This is a genomic window from Sulfitobacter sp. 1A12056, assembly GCF_043558125.1.
GTDB lineage: Bacteria > Pseudomonadota > Alphaproteobacteria > Rhodobacterales > Rhodobacteraceae > Sulfitobacter > Sulfitobacter faviae.
The window spans coordinates 240779-254685 of record NZ_JBIFFY010000004.1 but is presented as its reverse complement, the minus strand read 5'-3'; the positions used below and the strand labels follow the sequence as shown (position 1 = coordinate 254685).

Below are 13907 nucleotides of genomic sequence, written 5' to 3'. Positions count from 1 at the left end.
ACCGAGTGATCTGGCGGAAAAGCTGACGTGCGAACCGGAAACCGACATTCGCCACTGCGCAGCGAGTCCGGAACTTTGGGCTCGGAGGAGACATTCTCCGCGTCTCAGCACAAAATTGGGGAGCAGATGGCTGCTAAGCGGGACGTAGCGGCCGTCCAGTATTCTCTACTGCATCGACAAAAACGGGAATTTGGGATATCGCCGCACTATGAGGAGTTATATCGTAGACACAGCCGGGACAGTTTTATTCTTCACTGCGATCGCAGCTCTTAGCGAACTTCTTATCGCTGGTATGGACCCCATACAGGTTTTGACCGCGCGAATGATTATGATACCGGTCATGATGATTACGGCGCGGCCCTTTGGACTTTGGCGGGATTGGTTTTTTCTGAAGTTTCGACCGCTACGTAGGATGTCCAATGTCTTCTGTGACATCATCGCTTTCACCACATTTCAAGTGCCAGTCTATATGGCGACCCTTGTGGTGGCAGGCGCGTCCATTTCTGAGATCGGCGCGGCCGTCAGTTCATCTATCGTATTTATGATCCTCCTTAGCCGACCTTTTGGAATTTATCTCGATACCCTGAGAAACCTGGCTGGAACTTCCGTAAAGTAGGGCTCGGACTCGACCTTCGCTGCGGTTTCGGTCATGGGCAGCAATGCGGGACGGAGCGGGCTTTCGCTGCATCGGCGACGAAGGTCCGCTTCAATAGGCCATGCCCAAGCGAACCAGACTGCGTGCAACCGGCGACGTCGTATCAGTCAGGTGAAGAGGAACTGATCCTCCGTAAGGGTGTGCGCGTCGAGTCCGTAGACCGTGAGCGTAGTCACATCGTCGAACTCAAATTCGGTTCGCCCTCGTGAGCCCGATGCGAAGGCTAGTACATCGGTAAAGGTCTCGATGCCCTCGATGTCGAAGGCGATCTGATCGCCTTGCCCAAAGCCGTAGACTCGGTCCCTTCCACCGCCGTTGGCGAAGACCAGCACGTCGTCTCCGCTGCCGAGGAAGATGCGATCGTCACCCGCTCCACCCGCCACGCTGTCATTTCCCAACCCTGCGAAAATGCGGTCGTCGCCAGAGCCTCCGAGCAAGGTATCATCACCGCCTTGGCCGTAGAGCCGGTCGTCGCCTTGCCCACCGACGACGATGTCACCGCCATTCTGCCCAAAGAGCCGATCGTCGTCCGCTCCGCCCGAGAGCAGGTCGTTGCCTTTGCCGCCGTAAAGCGCGTCTTCGCCTCGATCTCCGAAGAGCCGATCATCTCCGTCTTGGCCGAACAACCGATCGCGCCCGCCCTCGCCGCTGATCTCGTCCGCGCCGCCGCGCCCGAACACTATGTCGTCGCCAGCGTCGGCAGCGATCAGGTCGGCGTCATCGTCGCCGAAGATGCGGTCGCGTCCACCCGTGCCTATAGTAGCATCTTCTTCCCGCCCGGCCTCAATGAAGACGCCCGCATCGGCGAAGTTGAACTCCTCAATGGTTAGGAAAACCTCGCCATTCACGTTCGTGAAGGCGAAGAAGCCGTCTGCGTCGAGATCCATTGTGGCTCGGCCGTCGCGCATACCCGGCTCCTGTTCCAAAGAAGCTATCCGATAGGTCAGCGCGAGGGGCATTGTGATGGTCCTATTCGAGGGCTGGAGAAGGCTGATTGGTGAGGAAGCATCGTAGAAGGGCGTCCGTGCGCTGCCGTATATCGCGCCATGCATCCAGATGGAGACGGCGGAACGTGAGCTGCGCTGTGAGGACGTCGCGCGTAACGCGACCCGTGCAGATCGGGACCCGGCCATCTTGACAGTTCGCGAGGAATGTCACCGTCCCGTCTTCGACGGCGACGAGGGTCTGGCCAAGGAGCGCTCCGGGAACGGCTTGTAGGCCGTCAGGCATATCCGTCGCCGAACTGCCGTCTGACGGATCGCCCGTCTTGATGGCCGACGCGGCTGCATCCGGGCCCACCACCGCTGCAAGATGCTCCTCCAGGGGGACGCCGGGCCCGAGAAGGATGGTGCCCCGATCCTCTTGCGGCACCGAGGTCTCGAGCCTGAAGGAGGAGGATGGCCCGTCCGCGAGGTACATCGGTGCGAATGAAGGTATCTCGACGAAAAGGCGCGCCGCTCCATCGGTGCCGTCGCGAGCGTAGCGCTTGCGCTCGAAAGGCCGAATGTATCCCTCGGGCACAGCGACTTGCACATCGGGACCATCGAGAAAACGCTCGAACCCCATAGGAAAGACAAGGATCGGCTCGTCGGAGGTGTGATAAGGGCAAGCCGATGAAGCGATATCCTCGGCGCCGAGGGGCGAGGCCATCAACGACAAGGCCGCAAGTGTGATGTGGATGACCTGTTTACCCAACGCCGGTGTCCTCGATATATCTGCCGGAAATATAAGCCTGACGGATCGCAAGTCGAGGACAAACCTGCACCGGCGCGTATCGGAATCGACTGGTCCAAACCGACCTATTTCCAGGCCACGGCCCGATCGGCTGCGCTCTTACAAAGCCTCTTAGTGGAACATTTAGACCGTTACAACGGGGTCGTTCCAGCGCTTCGAAACGGAACAGATGGCGGGCCTGGGCCCATGTGAAACGTCTGAAGCGGTCGTTCACTCGCTCCGCAGCATTGGTGACTTTGGGCTCGAAGCCGACCTTCGCCGCGCGCTGCACGAACGACCGCTGTCAGCTTAGCGTAGGATTTCACACTCTCCCGCAAACGACCCGAGCAGGGGCACACGGGCCAAAACCGACCGGATCGACGCGGAACTGATTGCGCGTTTCGTGGCTTTCAGACCTGATGCCGGGCGAACCCTCCCACATGGAAAGTTACGTCTTCTCAGAGCCTTGACCTCTAAGCGGGCGCAGCTGGTTAAAACCCGAAAACGCCTTCTTGGGCAGATCAAGGCGCAGGGGAAGCTCGGATCAACCGAGATGTTTGCAGCCATGGACGAAGACTTCAAAGGCTTGCTCGACAGGCAAATTGCCGGGCTCGAAGCTCAGATTGAAGATATCATCGCGGCCGATGCGAGCCTTGCCATGACTGCCGATATCCTGCGTTCCGTTCCTGGAATCGGCCCAGTTGCCAGCACAATGTTAATTGCAGAAATGCCAGAACTCGGTCAGATCAGTGGCGAGCAAGCTGCTGCCCTGACAGGCTTGGCCCCCATTGCACATGACAGCGGGGCGATGCGAGGCAAGCGTGCAATTGGAGGCGGTCGGCGGCTGCTGCGACATGTCATGTTCCAGGCTGCTCTCGTCGCCAGCAATCACAATCCAGTCCTGAAAATCTTCGCCGGTCGTTTGCGGGCCGCAGGAAAGCCACACAAGGTCAGCATTACAGCTGTCGCTCGAAAGCTCGTCACAATCGTCAACGCCCTCTGTAAATCAAGCCAGAAATGGACCGTTCCAGAAAGTTGAAGATACAGTTGCTAGACCGTGTAACCGGAACACCGCTTACCGTGTTTTTCTCCTATTCTGAAAATGAATTAGTCACGTGCTGCAGAGCACAAAACTACAAGACAAGACCTGCAAAAACTTTTGAAAGTGCGATTGCCCAGAAGATGAGCGCCGCGATAGCCCACAGACTCAGTTTTCGGTTCGGACGCTTCGCATTCGAAGCCTTGATGTCAGCTATAACCTTCTTAAATTTTCTTATCAACATAAAATCCTATTGGTGAACTATATAATTGAAATTAATATCCTTTTCCTGTTTGTTAAAATATGTAAACGTTCGCCGCGAAGCCTTCGTTCCCTAAAAAATTCAGCTCAAACGGATTGCTTTCGACGAGTTGCTCAGCGTCTGCAGAGCCCCTTCTTGGGGGTCTGCTCCGGCTCAGTGCCAAATCCTACGTTAAGGAATATTTGTCCTTGACGCTGGCACCCTTTGCGGAATTTACATTGAGACAGGAGCTGAGATGCACGACTTCGCTATCTGAGAGCCTATTTTACATCCGTTTCACAAACCTGCGTTTGTGAAAGCCGCCATTCGCCGCGATGTGCATCAAATCACACAGTGCGGGACTTTGCTGCCGTTCGAGTTTTGGCTGTTAAGGTCCGCTTTATGCGGTTTGCGATAGCCGTCATTCGTCCTTGGGGCTACCTGAGATATTCGCGGTTCCGATTGCGCGACCAAGTTCACCCGAAAGCAGCGGCTTCGAAAGCATTGCGTCCGGACGAATCGCTGCTTTCTCTTCGTCGGTCACTTGGTGCAGGCTCCCGCTCACGATGATGGACGGAATATCCATCTCACGACGAAGCACCAACGCTACATCCTGCCCGCGGCTCCCATCGGCAAGCTGAAGATCGACGATTGCAAGATCAGGAACGGAATCTCGGGCCATCTGGATCGCCTTTGACGCAGTCGCGGCGATGCCGACGACGTCATGTCCCATTTCATCAAGCTGCCCTTCCAGATCAAGCGCGATGAAGATGTTGTCTTCAACCACGAGAACTTTCAGAGTGGCGGTTCCCTCATTCGGGAAAAAGGATTTTTGTCCGCCAACCATTCTTACTCTCTATCTCGATTGTTCCACCCAGTTGCGATGCCATTCCCTCAATCAAACGCTGACCGAGACCTGACGATGGTGGCCTAATGTCCGAACGATCGGTAGCCCGGTTTGTTCCGTCGTCTGCAACCTCAAGAGTGATTAAGTCGTCGCCGTTACGCCGCAGACTGATGGTCACGGTGCCTTCTTCATCTGGTTCAAAGGCGTGCTTGAACGAGTTGGTGACCAGCTCGTTCACCGCCAGAGACAGCGTGACGGCCTTGTCGGTTGCAAGCTGGATTGGATCCACGTCGAGTGTGATCCGGACACCCCCGCCTTCACCTGAAAGCGAAGCGTGAAGGTGCTCTTTCAACCTTTCCAAGTATCTGTCGATCTGGACCGAACTGACGTCTTCGTCCTCGTAGAGCGAGGCATGGATCGCCGCGACGGCGTTCACGCGTGCCGTAGCGGCCTTGAGCGATGCGCGCGCGGCCGCGTCCTTGGTCGCAGATGCCTCCAGGTTAAGAATGCTCGCAACCATCTGGAGAGAGTTCTTCACCCTGTGGTTAACCTCTGCGATCAGCACGTCACGCGCTTGGACCGCCTCGCGCAGGCTCTCTTCGCGTTCGCAGATCGATGTCGCGTCAAGCACGATGCCGACGATCCTGACATGCTGCGTATCCGGATCTCGAACAGATTCGCCGTGCCCAATGGCCCATCGCACGGTTCCGTCGGGGCGCATTATCCGGTAGTCGAGATGCAGGTCCGACCCAATGGTGCGACCGGCGCGCTCAATCTCGGCTATGGTCGCCCCATGGTCATCGGGATGGATGCGGTCAAAGAACTCCTGTGCCGTTGTGACAGTCTCTCCTGGTTCAAAGCCGAACAGGGCATCCAATTGCGGCGAGCGGGTCAGCCTCCCGGAAGCCGGGTCGAACTCGAAGTAGCTGAGCTCCGCACCGCGCATTGCAGCCCTTCGCTTCGCAGCGTCAGCGCGCTCCCCCAGAATGCTCCGCGTAACGTCTTCTGCTGTATGGATCACGTGGGTCACCCGTTCCGGCTCGGATGCGTCGGCGAAGACGGGTGAGGTCAGGATGCGCCAATATCTTGTGCCGTAGCGACCGTCGGCTTGCTGGACATCGTGCTGTCGCAACGGCATTTCCTGTGCCTCTCCAGTCGCGACAACTGCGTCTGTCGAGGCCTGCAATTCCGCCTCGGCGTCCGAGTTCGGATCATCTGGATTAGCTGGGAAGGCCTCGAAAACCCGGTTCCCGATTAGTTCTTCGGGCTGGCGGCCCAGCATGGCGCAATAACGTTGGTTCGCCGCGACGATCCGGAGGTCCGGCGTGAACACCATCTGCGCCGTCGGCGCTGCGTCGAAAAAAATGCCCAGATCGATACCGCTGACTTCATCCATTCTAGTGCCCTCCAGCAGCACGATTTAGCGAGAGCTCAGCACAAATATGCAAGCTTCAGCGTGATGTTGGAAAAACGGATACCAAACAGACTCTTGAGTGAGCAAGACGCATTCTTAGGGCTGCTATATAGCTTTTCGGTTGTCAGTAGCCCTCAAAGATGAGCACTGGTCTTGCTGCGACAAGTTCCAAAGGCCGGTTCAAGGGGTGTCAGCTGAGGTGGCTAATTGGCAGCTGAGGCATGCTCGCGGCTCGGTTGATGTCGGCTTTCAGCGCTTCCAACCCGTTTGTGCTTCGCGCAGCAATTGGGAGGTATGGGCTCACTGCCGACCTTCGCTGCACTTGCAAACGAAATCAGCGTCAAACCGGAGGGCGAGCGGCGGCACTGCGGGACGGAACCGACCTCGAGGCGCTAATTACTTAAAGAGAACGTTGCGATATGAGACGCGTTCGCAACAGTCCCGAATGCGGCATTAGTCACATCGGACATGGTCAATTCGACTTGATCACGGCGCGGTAAATCACGCGTCGCGGTTCCTTGAACGGGCGCACCATCGGCAAACACATCATCGGTGATGATACTGACCGTTTCACGCAAATCATTGTTCAAAACGGCGCTCAAGATAGGTTCCAAATTGTATGTTTGGTATTTAGTCATCTCTTCGGGCAAGGCATCCCAAATGGCGCGCGCGGCAACGGGGTTGGTGAGATAGCTCACATGGTAGGCCGCCCCTTCCTTTCGAACACCAATCGAAAACGGCGCTGTAATGCTAGGCGCGTTCCCGTCATAGGCAACGATGTCGGATTGAACCCGGAAACGGGCGAATGTTTTGAATTCAACAGAATCACAACCGATGAACTCAGCGCCGTCAAACTGGGATTGGACAGCCACCAAAACAGTATCGGCTGTTTCCTTGCATTTCTTCTCGGAGCCGGCTTCCATACCAATCACCAAGGGCGCAGTGACCGCTTCGGCCTCGGTTGCGGCAACAAGGTCGCTGGTAAACAAATCGGTACCAATTTGGGTTTTACAGGCTTCCAACAAGAAGCAAGCAGCAATCAACGCAATTCTTTTCATTCTAATATCTCCGGTAAAAATCAACCTTTGGGTGCAGTAATACAGCGGGGCAAGCACATGTCCAGTAAACAGGAAATCCACCAAAGTAGACCGTCGTACACGGCCCACCACTGAGTGCTTTAGGGCTCGTTCCTGCCATTAGTCGCACTGAGCACTGAGACCTGCTTGGCGGGACGTAGGCGACATTGATGTCGCTTTGTGGAGCGTCCGCTTTTACTCGACCGGTGTTCCAAATACCGCGATTGCAACGCCTAACAGTGCCACACCGCCAAAGAGGGTTGCTTTCGCAAGGTGATTGCCTCGCCATGCACGGATAGCCGCGATGCCGGCCTGTAGAGCATAATAAAGCGCAAAGGCCCGCGAGGCATAGCTGATTATCTCGAAGATATTTGCGGTCCATGTCAGCAAGACCCCAATGCCAACCAGTAGCGCATACGCCACACGCTCCTTAATCGCACCTTTGGAAACCTCGGTAATCAGGCCACCCGACCCGCTGGTGTCCGCAATTGCTGCGCTGAATTGGGCGCTGAGCGCAGCGACAACCAGCAATAGCGGCAAAATCGGTGCGACAATCTGCATCAAATCAATAATCGCCGTCTCGTCTAAAGACAGAGGATCACTTTCGAACGCATAGGTCAGAAGCACAATGTAGATGCAGTAAATGACTGTAGATATCCACTGTGCCAACTGCATCGACTGGATACGCATTCGCGCATCGTAGGTCGATCCAAGGTAGCGTGACGTTTCGAAACCTTGAACAGTTACGATCAAACCCGCCATCAGTGTAAGGCTCGCCCATCCGGTGACCCGCGGCGCATCGAACTGCAATGCACCTCGGCCTGTGGCCTCGCCAAAATGCACCATGAGGCCGAGCAAAAGACCCGCGATGATCATCAGTTTCAGACACACTGAAACCTGCTCCATGCGTTCAAGCGCTGAAAAGCCTCGGGTCAATCCTGTGAAGAGAATCAATGTGAAGACCGCCGTGGTCAGTAACTTCGCGTGAAACTGGTCGTCAAGCTCCGTCAGGCTCACTCCAAATGCACCAAACAGGTTGAGGTAGTAGGCAACAGACACAATGAACGCGAACGCAAGCACGATGGACGCCATGGTTTCAAGTCCGTCGGTCAATCGTGATGCGGCAGGTCTCGTTTCAATGTCGGCAATATTAAATCGGATCGCGCTTCCAAATAGATAGGCCACCATACACAGGCCAACCATGACCAGCGGTGCATACCCCCCGTAACTAACATCAAGGATTGGCCCAAGAACCAGAAAACCGCTACCGATAATCGAAGCCAAAGGCGTTATTGTCGCGCGCCAGACAATAGAATTGGCAACACGGGGCCAAACCAATATCGCCCCAGCGAGCGTGACTGTTGCGAGGATGGCAGCGTTCAGCATGGGCCGACAAAAGCAGATAGGATGGAGCGGAGCAACAGCAGTAATGTCCTGAAAAGTGGACATTCATGCATCATGCAGCATCAGTGGATAAGGGCTCAAAGCCGACCTCGGATGCGGCGCAGCATCATATGGTATGATGTCTTGTCAACGTCGGGTTGTCGATGTGGGAGGGCGTGGTGGATCGGAGGATCCATCATGGAAACATCAAACTTACCGGCCATCCGCGCCTTACGCCCAGCCTGGAACAAAGGCCGGATCGTCGGCCAGAAAAGGCCGCTCAAGCCCAAACACGTCTGGGCGATCAGGGTGCGGCTGGAATTGGCCGAGAACCACCGTGATCTGGCCCTCTTCAATCTTGCCATCGACAGCAAGCTGCGCGGCTGCGATCTGGTGAAAATGAGGGTGGTCGATGTTATGGCATCCGGCCAAATCAAGGAACGCGCGTCGGTTCTTCAGAGCAAGACCCAGAAACCTGTGCGCTTCGAAATCTCCGAAGGCACCCGTGCATCGCTGGCAAGATGGATGCGGGAGCCGCTGATGGTCGGATCCGAATACCTCTGGCCTGGGCGTTTTCACTAACGGCTTCACATCTCTACCCGCCAGTACGCGCGCATTGTGCGTGACTGGGTGACATCCATTGGTCTGGAGGCAAGCGCCTATGGCACGCACTCGATGCGGCGAACGAAAGTCACGCAGATTTACAAGAAAACAGGCAACCTAAGGGCGGTCCAACTGCTGTTGGGTCACACCAAGATGGACAGCACTGTCAGGTACCTCGGCGTCGAGCTTGAAGATGCGCTGGTGATCGCCGAAGCTATCGAAATCTAAACCGCTGGGCCGTCGCCACAGACGGCCCATACCGGCCTTTCGGTACACCATGCGCTGCCGCAGTGCAGCGATCAAGTTTATGAGTTCATATTCGCGGGGTGCCAACGCAACCCCTATTGCCCAGGTGACTAAAATTGAGTGCGAGGAAATGCCTCGAAACGTGCGTTCACCAACCTCAAGAATTGGCCGGCGACGCGTGAAGGCTGACGGGTCGCGGGAAGCAGCAGATCGTAGCGAAAGGGCTGGGCCGGTGACAGTGGTCGCACGACGCAGCGTCCGAGTTCGGCAAAATGTCTCGCAGTCACTGGCTCCACGATCGAAACTCCCGCGCCTGCCGCGACCATCTCGCAAATCGAAGCGGACAATTGCGCTTCGGCGACAATCCGGGGGCGGGCGTCGCGAAGTGATAGAAAGGCATCTGTCTCCGACCGTGTGCCAATTTCTGCCCCAAGTGCGATGAAGGGCCGTTGATCGAAGTCCTTAGGCTCAAGCACGGTTTTTCGTTCAAGCTCATGTCCGGGCGGAAGCACAGCCAGCATTGCCCCCGTAAACAGCGGACGGCGCAGAACGGCGGGATGATCATTATCCAGAGCTGCAAAGCCGAGGTCGAACTGTTGCGAACTGAGATGGCGTAGCACCGCTTGGGAACTGCGCGTGCGTAGTGACACGGCGATGCCCGGCTCTTCGGCGATAAACTCGGCGATAACATCGGGAAGGAACTTCAGCGCGAGGGCCGGCATTCCAGCGATGAGCAAGCTACCTGTCCGGAAATCTCGGATATCTTCGATCACCCGTGAAATTTCCGCCATGCCGACAAAAGATCGCTCGACCTCTTCATAGAGCGCCCGGGCTTCCGGAGTGGGCACGACCTGCCGCCCCTGGCGCTCAAACATACCGAAACCGGCCGCATGCTCCAGATCTGCAATAAGCTTGCTGACAGAGGGCTGTGTCGTCCCAAGCACCTGCGCGGCGGAGGTGACCTTGCCGGTCTCCATCACAGCGCGGAAGGCTTCAATTTGTCGATGTGTGAGCCGGCCGATCATGGTGATATATAACCTCAGAGAATGAATAATGAAAATATTACGATTATTCTTATGTGATCAACCCTGCGATCTTGGACTCGGAGGAATCACATGCAGCACAGCGACCCTGAAATCACAATCGTCGGCGGCGGCCTTGTCGGCCTATCTGTCGCGCTCGGTCTGCTTTCGGCCGGAAGGCGAGTGCGGGTGCTGGACGGTGCTGACGGGGACGCGCGGGCTTCGCAAGGGAACTTCGGGCTTATCTGGGGACAGGGCAAGGGCTGGAATTTCGCGCCCTATGCGAACTGGACGATGGATGCGCTGGCCGCCTGGCCGGGTTTTGCGCGCCAGCTGAAGGAGCTTTCGGGCATTGATGTGGCTTTGGATCAGTCGGGTGGGTATGAGTTCTTTACCGATTCAGCCGAGATGGCCGGTTTTGCAGCGCAGCTTGAACAGCAAGCCGCCCACCTAAACGACCGTGCCAGCTTTGAAATTCTGACCGGAGATGACCTGCGCAGTCAATTGGGGGGCATCGGGCCGAAAGTCGTCGGAGCGAGTTTTTCGCCCCGTGACGGACATGTGAACCCGCTTCGCTTTCTTCGGGCCCTCCGCTGTTCCGTGCATGTCTTGGGCGGATGCGTGACCATGGGCGCGACAGTTTCCACGATCACGCCACAGCCGGACGGTGGCTTCTTGCTTACCTTGGCGAATGGTCAATCCCTTGGGGCCGAGATTGTTGTGCTCTGCGCCGGACTTGGCTCAACCGCTTTGGCCAGGGGGCTCGGGTTTGAGACTCAGGTAAGGCCGCAACGTGGCGAGCTCCTGATTACCGAAAAACTTGGTGATCGGTTGCCGTTCCTTTCCAGCACCATCCGTCAGGTCGACGAAGGTGGTATCCAGATCGGTGGCACCAAGGCGGAAACAGGGATGGACGACAGCGAGAGCCTTGACGTCATGGCAGGCCTCGCGCGCCATGCGGTGACCGTGTTCCCCGCGCTTGAAGGCGTGCGGGTCGTCCGCGCTTGGGGCGCGCTGCGGGTAATGTCTCCTGACGGCTACCCCGTCTATGCCAAGTCTGCGGCGCACCCTGGCGCCTTTCTTGTGACCTGTCACAGCGGTGTCACGCTCGCACCTCTGCACGCCAGCGTCCTTGCCGAATGGATTCTGAACACATCTCCCACCCCTGATATGGAGGCTTTCGATGAGCGTCGCTTCGCGCTTTCGCACGCTGCCTGACACGGGAGACTGCGTGCAATTTTACCTTGACGATCTGCCGGTCACGGCCCCCGCCGGTGTGACGCTGGCGGCAGCGCTGTTGGCGCATTCGGGAGATTGGACGCGGCAAACCGCACAGGGCGCGCCGCGCACGGCGTTTTGCATGATGGGCATCTGTTTCGACTGCCTCGTGAACGTTAATGGCACGCCTAATACCCAGGCATGCATGACGCCGGTGCGCGAAGGGATGGTAGTGCGGCGCCAGTTGGGTCTGCGCAGCCTGAACGGCGGCCAACATGACTGATGTGGACCTCATCGTCATCGGGGCCGGACCGGCGGGCATGTCAGCGGCCGCTGTGGCGGCGCGCAGCGGACTTCGGGTGCTGATGCTGGATGAACAGCCGCAGGCCGGCGGGCAAATTTACCGCCACGTCGCGCAGAACCAGGGCCGCCGTAGTTGGCTCGGCACGGCCTATGCGCAGGGGGCGGGCCTTGTTGAGGCGCTTGAACATCCGAACATCAAGTTGCTGTCAGGCGCGACCGTTTGGAAGGTGGACAAGGGGCCGCGGGTTACGTGGTCGCGCGGCGGGGCGAGCCAGACATCCTCGGCGGCTCATGTGCTACTTGCGACCGGCGCGCAGGAACGTCCGGTGCCCTTTCCGGGCTGGACGCTTCCGGGCGTCATGCCCGCTGGTGCAGCACAGATCTTGATGAAAACCGCCGGCATGCTCCCCCAAAATGCCGTGCTCGCAGGCTCGGGACCGTTGCTCTACCTCGTCGCGGCACAGATGATTGACGCCGGCTGCGCGCCGCAGGCGCTTGTCGAAACACAGACCACCCGCGGACTCCTCGGCGCGATGCGGCATTTGCCCCGGGCGATGTTCGGGGCGGCGACCCTGCTGAAGGGACTGGGCCTGATCGCGAAGATCCGCCGGGCGGGCGTGCCGCGCTATACGGCTGCTTCGGACTTCCGAGCTACTGCGGAGAGGAGCGGTGATATCCGCTTTTCCTTCCGCGCCGCGGGAGAGGCACAATCTCTCATCTGCGGCCTGCTGCTGACCCACCAAGGGGTGGTGCCGGGAACGCATATCACGCGGGCGGCGGGTATTTCGCACAGCTGGAACAAGGATCAGGGCGCCTACCAACCCGAATGCGACCGCTGGGGCGCCACCAATCAACCCGGTCTGCATACCGCAGGCGACGGCGCCGGAATCGGAGGGGCGGAAGCCGCCGCGGCGGCGGGTGAACTGACGGCGCTGAACATCCTGCGTCAGCTTGGCAAATGCGACGCCGATGCGCGCGACCAGCGTGCGGCGAGCCCGCGAGCCGCCCTGTTCCGCGCCCGAGCCATCCGCCCGTTTCTTGATGCCGCCTATGCTCCCCCGGCAGAGATCCTCGCCCCGGCAGACGACACGATTGTTTGCCGCTGCGAGGAGGTTTCCGCCGGCGCTGTCCGTCAGGCGATAGGCGAAGGTCCTCACGGGCACCGGCAGATCAAGACCTCTTTGCGTTGCGGCATGGGGCCCTGTCAGGGCCGCATGTGCGACGCCACCCTACGCGGTCTCCTGAGCGTCGAAGCGAAGGGCAACCACCCGATCACGCCGCCGCGCGCGCGCAGCCCGATCAAGCCGATCGCCTTGGGCGAAATGGCCGCACTTTCACCCATCAAGGAGGACCCGGCATGAGCGCTCCCGCCGCCCTGAAAATCAAGGATTTGCACAAGAGCTTCGGCTCCCACGAGGTCATTAAGGGTATCTCGCTCGAGGCACAGAAAGGCGAGGTCATCGCGATCCTCGGTGCCTCTGGTTCAGGAAAGAGCACGTTCCTACGCTGCATTAACCTGCTTGAGACCCCGAATTCCGGTGAGGTCTGGCTGCGCGGCGAACAGATGCGCATGACGAAGAACCGCCGGGGCGAGATCGTCCCGGCAGACCTGCGGCAGGTCGAGGGCATGCGCGCCCGTTTGGCGATGGTATTTCAGGGCTTCAATCTCTGGTCGCATATGACCGTAATGGACAACATCATGGAGGGCCCGCTTTACGTTCAAGGTATCTCGAAAACCGAGGCGCGCGGGAAAGCCGAGGCCCTGCTTGCAAAGGTAGGTCTGTCTGACCGGGCGGACTACTACCCGGCGCATCTTTCCGGTGGCCAGCAGCAACGGGTGGCGATCGCCCGGGCGCTGGCGATGGACCCCGACGTGATGTTATTCGACGAGCCGACCTCGGCCCTGGACCCCGAACTGGTTGGCGAGGTCTTGGGCGTCATGCGGGATCTGGCCGAAGAAGGCCGCACCATGCTTGTGGTGACCCATGAGATGGGCTTTGCCCGCGATGTCTCCACTCGAACCGTGTTCCTGCATCAGGGCGAGGTCTGCGAAGCGGGTCCGCCGGCAGAGCTGTTTTCCAACCCGCAAACCCCCGAGTTTCAAGCGTTCTTGTCACGCATGAACTGACCAACCACAGAGAGGACCA

At 58.3% G+C, this 13907-nt stretch carries 13 protein-coding genes and 1 pseudogene; 7 read left to right on the top strand and 7 right to left on the bottom strand.

Annotated features, from left to right (window positions below; genetic code table 11):
- Window positions 1-208 precede the first annotated feature (208 nt).
- Complete coding sequence (gene alaE, locus ACGYLD_RS10925; protein WP_067625235.1) at window positions 209-616, top strand: L-alanine exporter AlaE; 408 nt, start codon at window positions 209-211, stop codon at window positions 614-616.
- A gap of 146 nt (window positions 617-762) precedes the next feature.
- Here alaE and ACGYLD_RS10920 read toward each other — a convergent pair whose 3' ends face one another.
- Both ACGYLD_RS10920 and ACGYLD_RS10915 read right to left on the bottom strand, forming a co-directional pair.
- Window positions 763-1614 carry a calcium-binding protein gene (locus ACGYLD_RS10920; RefSeq protein ID WP_276154170.1) on the bottom strand — a complete coding sequence of 284 codons (852 nt, stop codon included), beginning with the start codon at window positions 1612-1614 and terminating at the stop codon, window positions 763-765.
- A 10-nt stretch (window positions 1615-1624) separates the two neighbouring features.
- Entirely contained in the window at window positions 1625-2350 is a 726-nt protein-coding gene (locus tag ACGYLD_RS10915) for a hypothetical protein (RefSeq protein WP_276154169.1), read from the bottom strand.
- A 337-nt stretch (window positions 2351-2687) separates the two neighbouring features.
- On the opposite strand from ACGYLD_RS10915, the gene ACGYLD_RS10910 reads away from it, so the two are divergent.
- Window positions 2688-3407, top strand: coding sequence for an IS110 family transposase (locus tag ACGYLD_RS10910; protein ID WP_394402544.1), 720 nt, complete (start codon window positions 2688-2690; stop codon window positions 3405-3407).
- Window positions 3408-4069: 662 nt separating this feature from the next.
- Here ACGYLD_RS10910 and ACGYLD_RS10905 read toward each other — a convergent pair.
- The 4 genes from ACGYLD_RS10905 to ACGYLD_RS10890 form a co-directional block, all read right to left on the bottom strand.
- Window positions 4070-4495: a response regulator gene (locus ACGYLD_RS10905; RefSeq protein ID WP_394402538.1), complete on the bottom strand. Its 426-nt coding sequence runs from the start codon at window positions 4493-4495 to the stop codon at window positions 4070-4072.
- Entirely contained in the window at window positions 4461-5891 is a 1431-nt protein-coding gene (locus ACGYLD_RS10900) for a sensor histidine kinase (protein WP_394402536.1), read from the bottom strand. The genes ACGYLD_RS10905 and ACGYLD_RS10900 overlap by 35 nt, the downstream gene beginning before the upstream one ends.
- A gap of 410 nt (window positions 5892-6301) precedes the next feature.
- Window positions 6302-7048: a hypothetical protein gene (locus ACGYLD_RS10895; RefSeq protein ID WP_271689170.1), complete on the bottom strand. Its 747-nt coding sequence runs from the start codon at window positions 7046-7048 to the stop codon at window positions 6302-6304.
- A 132-nt stretch (window positions 7049-7180) separates the two neighbouring features.
- Window positions 7181-8434, bottom strand: a complete 1254-nt coding sequence (locus ACGYLD_RS10890; protein ID WP_394402534.1) for a hypothetical protein — start codon at window positions 8432-8434, stop codon at window positions 7181-7183.
- A gap of 132 nt (window positions 8435-8566) precedes the next feature.
- Here ACGYLD_RS10890 and ACGYLD_RS10885 point away from each other — a divergent pair.
- Window positions 8567-9199, top strand: a pseudogene (locus tag ACGYLD_RS10885) (tyrosine-type recombinase/integrase).
- A 128-nt stretch (window positions 9200-9327) separates the two neighbouring features.
- Here ACGYLD_RS10885 and ACGYLD_RS10880 read toward each other — a convergent pair.
- Window positions 9328-10242: a LysR substrate-binding domain-containing protein gene (locus ACGYLD_RS10880; protein WP_276155381.1), complete on the bottom strand. Its 915-nt coding sequence runs from the start codon at window positions 10240-10242 to the stop codon at window positions 9328-9330.
- 90 nt (window positions 10243-10332) lie between these two features.
- On the opposite strand from ACGYLD_RS10880, the gene ACGYLD_RS10875 reads away from it, so the two are divergent.
- From ACGYLD_RS10875 to ACGYLD_RS10860, 4 genes are read left to right on the top strand one after another with little or no spacing between them, the layout of a single operon-like run.
- The gene (locus ACGYLD_RS10875; protein ID WP_173487991.1) at window positions 10333-11457 is read left to right on the top strand and encodes an FAD-binding oxidoreductase; all 1125 of its coding nucleotides are present in this window, start codon (window positions 10333-10335) and stop codon (window positions 11455-11457) included.
- Window positions 11423-11740: a (2Fe-2S)-binding protein gene (locus ACGYLD_RS10870; RefSeq protein WP_173487992.1), complete on the top strand. Its 318-nt coding sequence runs from the start codon at window positions 11423-11425 to the stop codon at window positions 11738-11740. Before ACGYLD_RS10875 ends, ACGYLD_RS10870 begins: the two co-directional genes overlap by 35 nt.
- Window positions 11733-13121, top strand: coding sequence for an NAD(P)/FAD-dependent oxidoreductase (locus ACGYLD_RS10865; protein ID WP_276155383.1), 1389 nt, complete (start codon window positions 11733-11735; stop codon window positions 13119-13121). Before ACGYLD_RS10870 ends, ACGYLD_RS10865 begins: the two co-directional genes overlap by 8 nt.
- Window positions 13118-13888: an ABC transporter ATP-binding protein gene (locus ACGYLD_RS10860; protein ID WP_048531648.1), complete on the top strand. Its 771-nt coding sequence runs from the start codon at window positions 13118-13120 to the stop codon at window positions 13886-13888. The genes ACGYLD_RS10865 and ACGYLD_RS10860 overlap by 4 nt, the downstream gene beginning before the upstream one ends.
- Window positions 13889-13907 lie beyond the last annotated feature (19 nt).